3 protein-coding genes are annotated in these 6878 nt (G+C 73.6%); 2 read left to right on the forward strand and 1 reads right to left on the reverse strand.

Annotated features, from left to right (window positions below; all coding sequences use genetic code 11):
• Nucleotides 1–182 (reverse strand): hypothetical protein (locus GSF22_RS35120; protein ID WP_244454285.1); only part of this gene is annotated, 182 nt, incomplete at its 3' end.
• Here GSF22_RS35120 and GSF22_RS28365 point away from each other — a divergent pair.
• Entirely contained in the window at nt 162–2057 is a 1896-nt protein-coding gene (locus GSF22_RS28365; RefSeq protein ID WP_244454286.1) for an SDR family NAD(P)-dependent oxidoreductase, read from the forward strand. The two genes, GSF22_RS35120 and GSF22_RS28365, sit on opposite strands and share 21 nt — an antisense overlap.
• Nucleotides 2058–2061: 4 nt before the next feature.
• Nucleotides 2062–6876, forward strand: a complete 4815-nt coding sequence (locus tag GSF22_RS35540) for a type I polyketide synthase (protein WP_208816832.1) — start codon at nt 2062–2064, stop codon at nt 6874–6876.
• The last annotated feature ends 2 nt before the right edge of the window (nt 6877–6878 follow it).

Raw genomic sequence — 6878 nt, forward strand, 5'->3', positions numbered from 1 at the left:
CCGACCTCATCGAACTCGACCTCGACCTCGAAGCCGACCTCAGCATCGACAGCATCAAACGCGCCGAAGTCGCCGGCGAAGTCGCCCTCCGCCTCCAACTCCCCATCGAAGGCGACGAAGCCGAACTCGAAGACCTCGTCAAAGCCCGCACCGTCCGCACCATGGTCAACTGGCTCGACCACCGCATCAACACCGGCGCCCCGGCCGCCGTCAGCAACGGGAGCGTGGCGGCACCGGCCGCGCCGGTCGCGCCGGCAGGTACCCCGGCACCGGTCATCCAGGCCGCCATCCTCGCCGTCATCAGCGAACGCACCGGCTACCCCACCGACCTCATCGAACTCGACCTCGACCTCGAAGCCGACCTCAGCATCGACAGCATCAAACGCGCCGAAGTCGCCGGCGAAGTCGCCCTCCGCCTCCAACTCCCCATCGAAGGCGACGAAGCCGAACTCGAAGACCTCGTCAAAGCCCGCACCGTCCGCACCATGGTCAACTGGCTCGACCACCGCATCAACGACACCGGAGCCGACGGGTCCGCCACCGAGACCGCGCCCACCCCGGCGCCGGTGACCGCCCCGGCGCAGACCCGGGCCGGGATCGCCCCGAAGCGGCTGCTCCCCACCGAACTGCCGGTGAGCGGGGCGGAGACCGCCCCGGCCGGCACGCTGAACGGCACCCGGTTCCTGCTGACCGGTGGCGGACCGGTGCTGGCACAGCTCGCCGGACTGCTCGGCGAGCACGGCGCCAACGGTGCCACCGGCGCGATCAACGCCAGGTCGACCGAGCAGCTCACCGGGGTCGACGGGGTGATCATGCTCGACGGTCTGACCGCAGGCACCAAGCCGCTGCTGCCGGGGGCGTTCCCGTTCCTCAAGCAGGCGCTGGCCGGTACGCCGCGCTGGCTGGTCGCGGCGGTACCCGCCGGTGGCGGGGACCGGGTCGACGGCCTGCGCGGGCTGTTCCGGACCATCGCCCGGGAGTACCCCGAGCTGACCGTCCGACTGGTCGAGGTGGACCCGACGGCCGAGCCGGAGCAGGTGGCCCGGCAGCTCGTCGACGAGTTGCTGACCGGGGGCGGTACCCCGATCGTCGCCCGTCGGGGCGGCGACCGGTACCTGGTCGACCTGACCCCGGTCGAGCTGGGCGCGCTGGCCGCCGGTGGGGCCGGACCGGCCGGTGACGGGGTGGCCGAGGCCGACGCCCTCGGACTGTCCCGGGAGTCGGTGGTGGTACTGGTCGGCGGGGCCCGGGGGATCACGCCCTGGTTCGCCCGTACCCTCGCCTCGGCCAGCCGGTGCCGGATCGAGCTGGTCGGTCGGACGCCGCTGCCGGAGGGCCCGGAGGAGCCGGACCTGGCCGCCGCGACCGACAAGTCGGCGCTGATCGCGGCGCTGGCCAAGCGGGGGATGCGCTCCCCCGCCAAGATCGAGCGGACCGCGTCGGCGATCCTCGCCGGCCGGGAGGTCGCGGCCACCCTGGCCGAGCTGGCCGAACTCGGCAGCGAGGTGCGCTACCACAGCCTGGACGTCCGGGACACCGAGGCGACCCGGAAGCTGCTCGACGACATCCACCGCACGTACGGCCGGATCGACGGGCTGGTCTACGCGGCCGGCATCATCGAGGACAAGCTGATCGCGGAGAAGGACCCGAAGTCCTTCGCCCGGGTCTTCGACACCAAGGTCGACGGGGCCCGCGCGATGCTGGACGCCCTGGACGAGCTGCCCGGCGACCCGCGGTTCGTGGTGCTGTTCGGCAGCATCGCCGCCGCCTACGGCAACCGGGGTCAGGGCGACTACGCGGCGGCCAACGACGCGCTCGACTCGATGGGTACCCGCTGGGCGACCCGGACCGGTAACCGGTGCCTGACCGTCCACTGGGGTCCGTGGGCCCCGGCTCCCGGGCACGCCGGGATGGTCACCCCCGAGCTGAGCAAGGAGTACGCCCGCCGGGGCATCGAACTGATCGACCCCGAGGAGGGTGCGCTCAGCCTGCTCCGCGAGCTGGCCTGGGGCGAGCCCACGGTCACCTCCGTGGTCTACACCGCATCGGGCTGGTGAACCGATGAGCGCGCACACCGAGCAGATCGCCATCGTCGGCATGGCGGCGCTGATGCCCGGCGCCGGTGACCTGGAGAGCTACTGGCGCAACCTGGTCGACGGCCGGGACGCGATCACGGACGTACCGGCCAACCGGTGGGACGACGAGTTCTACGACCCGGAGCTGGCCCACCGGCCGGACCGGCTGTACTGCCGGCGGGGCGGCTTCGTGGACGAGCACGCCACGTTCGAACCGCTGAAGTTCGGCATCATGCCGTCGTCGATCGCGGAGATCGAGCCGGACCAGCTCATCGCGTTGGAGGTGGCCGCCAAGGCCATCGACGACGCGGGTGGGCCGGACCGGCTCCCCGCCGGGGACCGGGTCGGGGTGATCATCGGCCGGGGTGGCATCCTCAGCCCCGCCCAGGCCCGGTACGCCCAGCGGGTCCGGATGTCCAGCCAGGTCATCACGATCCTGCGGGACCTGATGCCGGACCTCACCCCGGAGCAGCTCGACCTGGTCCGGCAGAAGTTCGACGAGCGGCTCGGCCCACACCAGCCGGAGGGCACCATCGGCCTGGTACCCAACCTGGCCGCCTCCCGGGTGGCCAACCGGCTCAACCTGCGCGGCCCGGCGTACACCATCGACGCCGCCTGCGCGTCCTCGCTGATCGCGGTGGACCAGGGCATCACCGAACTGGTCAACGGTCGGCTGGACGCGGTCCTGGCCGGTGGGGTGCACCACGTGCACGACATCAGCTTCTGGTCGGTGTTCAGCCAGCTCCGGGCGCTGTCCCGGCAGGGCGAGATCCGGCCCTTCGACAGCAGCGCCGACGGCCTGCTGATCGGTGAGGGTACCGGGATCGTGGTGCTGAAACGGTTCCGCGACGCGGTCCGCGACGGCGACCGGGTGTACGCGGTGATCCGGGGCAGCGGGGTGTCCAGCGACGGCCGTTCGGCGAGCATGTTCAACCCGGCGGTCTCCGGTCAGGTGCTGGCGATCCAGCGGGCCTGGGAGATGGCCGGGCTGGACCCGACCGCGCCGGACGCACTCGGCATGCTGGAGGCGCACGGCACGGGTACCCCGACCGGGGACGCCGCCGAGCTGACCACGGTGGGCCAGGTGTTCGGCCCGTACGCCGGTGGGGAACGGCCGGTCATCGGGTCGGTGAAGTCGATGATCGGGCACACCATGCCGGCGGCCGGCATCGCCGGTCTGATCAAGGCGGTCCTCGCCGTGCACCGGGGGGTGCTGCTGCCCACCCTGCACTGCGACAACCCGCGCAAGGAGCTGGCCGGTACCCGCTTCGCACCGATCGCCACGGCCCGGCCGTGGGAGAGCGACGGCCCACGCCGGGCCGGGGTGAACGCCTTCGGGTTCGGTGGCATCAACGCACACGTCATCGTCGAGCAGGTACCGGAGCCGGTCGGTGGCCGCCGGTCGGGCGGGACCGGCCCGACCGTCGCCGCCGCGGTGATCGCCGAGCCGGACGAGGTGCTCTGGCTCGCCGCCCCGGACCAGGCCGCCCTGGCCGCGCTGCTGGACCGGGACGACCAGGCGGTACGTGCCCTCGGCACCGGGCTGGCCCGGGGCGAGCGGCCAATCGGCCCGGCGGACCGGTGCCGGCTGGGCATCGTCAGCCCGACCGACAAGCTGCTGGCGGTGGCCCGCCGGATCGTGGCGAAGGGCCAGCCGTGGCGGGGTGGCCGGGACATCTGGTTCAGCCCGGACCCGCTGCTGGCCGACGGGGGCAAGCTCGCCTTCGTCTTCCCCGGCCTGGAGGCGGAGTTCTCGCCGCGTACCGCCGACCTGGCCGCCCACTTCGGACTGCCGGACCGGGAGTGGTCCGCCGCCGACCTGGGCCGGCACGGTGCCGGGCTGATCGAGGTGGGCAAACTCCTCGACCAGGCGCTGCGCCGGATCCGGGTCACCCCGGACGCGGTCGGCGGGCACAGCATCGGCGAGTGGACGGCGGCGGCGACCAGCGGCCAGATCAGCACCGCCGCGATGGACGAGTTCCTGGAGATGTTCAACGCGGAGAGCGTGGAGATCTCCGGGTACCTCTTCGCCGCCGTCGGGGCCGGCGCCGACCAGGTCACCCCGTTGCTGCCGGACTTCCCGGGCGTGGTGCTCTCGCACGACAACGCCCCGGCCCAGTCGGTGGTGAACGGTCCGGAGGACCAGGTCGACCGGCTCATCGAGGCGCTGCGGGAACGCAACATCCTCTGCCAGAAGCTGCCGTTCCGGTCGGCGTTCCACACCCCGGCGTTCGCCGAGGGGCTGACCTCGATCGGTGCCGCGTTGGGCCGGTGGGAGGTGCACCCGACCAGCGTGCCGGTCTGGTCGGCGACCCTGGCGGCCCCGTTCCCGGCCGACGAGGCGCAGGTGAACGAACTCTTCGTCCGGCACATGATGGAGCCGGTCTGGTTCCGGCAGACCGTCGCGGCGATGTACCAGCAGGGCTTCCGGGTCTTCCTCCAGGTCGGTGCCGGTCAGCTCGCCTCGCTGATCAGTGACAACCTGCGCGGGCAGGAGCATCTGGCGATGCCGGTCAACGTGGCGCACCGCGACGGGCTCAACCAGTTGCGGCGGGTGGCCACCGCGCTCTGGGTGGAGGGGGGCGACCCGGACCTGCGGGCCCTCGACGTCACCCCGCCGGCCCCGAAGAAGACCGTCGGTAGCGGCCGGAAGGGACCGGTCGTCCGGCTCGACCTGGGTGGGCCGCTGGTCCGGCTCGGCGAGGGCGCGGCCGGCCTGCTCGGCGCAACGGGCCGCGCGGCGGCCGGCACCGGTGCTCCAGCGGCCGGGACCGGCACCGGCGGCCCGACCGGCGGCAACGGTGGTCCAGCGGCCGGCAACGGTGGTCCGGTGACCGCTACCGGCACCGGCGGTCCGGCGGGTGCCGGCGCCGGCCGGTCCGGCGGCGGAACGCCGGTACCGGCGGCGGAGCAGTCCGGTGATCCGGCCACCGCGCTCGCCGCCCTGCACCGGCTGGCCGGGCACTCCAGCGCCGCCGCCGAGTTGGCCGGTCTGCTCAAGGACGCGGCACAGGGCGCGGTGACGGTGCTGTCCGCCGCTGCCGGATCGCCCGCACCGGTCCGGGAGCGTCCCGCGCCGCCGGCACCGCCGGCCGTGACCCCGAGCCGGCCGGTGACCACGCCACCGGCACCCACGCCGGCGGTACCCGCCGTCCGGCCGGGTGCGCCGACGCCCGCCGCTGCCGCACCGGCCACCGCACCGGCCGTCCAGCCCGGCGCCAACCAGGTGATTTACAGGAGCATCCTGCGGGTCTCCACGCAGACCATGCCGTACCTGCTCGACCACTGCTTCTTCGTGCAGCCCGACGACTGGCCGGACCCGGAGGACCGCTGGCCGGTGGTACCGGCCACCACCCTGGTCCAGCACATGATCGAGGCGGCGGAGCAGGCGGTACCCGGGATGCGGGCGATCGCCGTCCGGGATGCCCGGTTCAACCGCTGGTTGATCGCCGAGCCGGGCCAGGACGTGGAGATCACCGTGAAGTCCGCCGGACAGAACGTGGTCACCGTCGTCCTCGGCGCGTACGCCCGGTCCACTGTGGAGTTGGCGGCCGACTACCCGTCCCGGACCCCCGAGGTCTGGCGGCACGATCCGGCGACCGAGACGCCGCCGACGCTGGGCGCCGCGGAGATGTACACCGAGCGGTTGATGTTCCACGGCCCGCAGTTCCAGGGCGTGACCGAGGTGCACGCGCTCGGCGAGATGCACGTCCGGGGTGTGGTCACCGCGCCGGTCCCGCCGGGGGCCTTGCTGGACAACGCGCTCCAGCTGATCGGCAACTGGTTGATCACCACCCAGCCGTTCCGGACCGTGGCGCTGCCGGTGGGGCTCGGGCACATCCGGTTCTTCGGTCCGCCCCCGCCGCCCGGTCGGGCGTTCGAGTGCGTCGCCCGGGTCCGGGAGATCACCGACGCCCAACTCGTCGCCGACACGCAGCTCGCCTACGAGGGCCGGGTCTGGGCCCAGATCGACGGCGCGGTCGACCGGCGGTTCGACAGCCATCCCCAGGCCCGTCCGGCGGAACGGTTCCCGGAACGGCACCCGATGTCGCTGCCGCAGCCGGAGGGCTGGGCGATGGCCTTCGACTGCTGGACCGACCTGGTCACCCGGGGCATGGCGGCCCGGGGCATCCTCGGCACCGCCGCGTACGCGGAGTTCGAGCGGCAGCCCACCGCGACCCGGAAACGGTGGATGCTCGGTCGGATCGCGGCGAAGGACGCCGTCCGCTTCCGGTTGTGGGAGAACGGCGCGACCGACGTGTACCCGATCGAGCTGACCGTGCGCAACGAACCGGACGGCCGCCCCCGGGTGGACGTCCGGCCCGGCCCGGGGCGGCTGGACTGCCTGGTCTCCCTCGCCCACTGCGCGGAGGTCGGGGTGGCCATCGCGGTACCCCGGCCGCCGGACGGGACGCCGGACCGGCCCGGTCCCGGCATCGACGTGGCGGAGATCCCGGCGCCGGGTACCGACCCGGCCCCGCTCGCCCTGACCGGGGCGGAGTCCGCCCTGCTGGCCGGCCTGGCCACCGACGACGCGCAGCGGGCCGAGTGGCTCACCCGGTTCCGGGCCGCCAAGGAGGCGGTCGGCAAGGCCGAATGCAGCCCGCTCGGTCGTACCGCCGAGGTGTACCCGGTGGTGGCGGCGACCGCCGACCACCTCACGGTCACCGTCGCCGACCGGGTCTACACGGTCGGCCATCGGGAGGTCCGCAACCCGGACGACCTACCGCCCCGGCGCTACGTCGTGGCCTGGACCTGGGGACCCGACCCGGCGACCGGACCGACCCGGAGTGCCCAGTGACC

The organism is Micromonospora echinofusca (assembly GCF_017614955.1).
Taxonomy (GTDB): Bacteria; Actinomycetota; Actinomycetes; order Mycobacteriales; family Micromonosporaceae; genus Micromonospora; species Micromonospora echinofusca_A.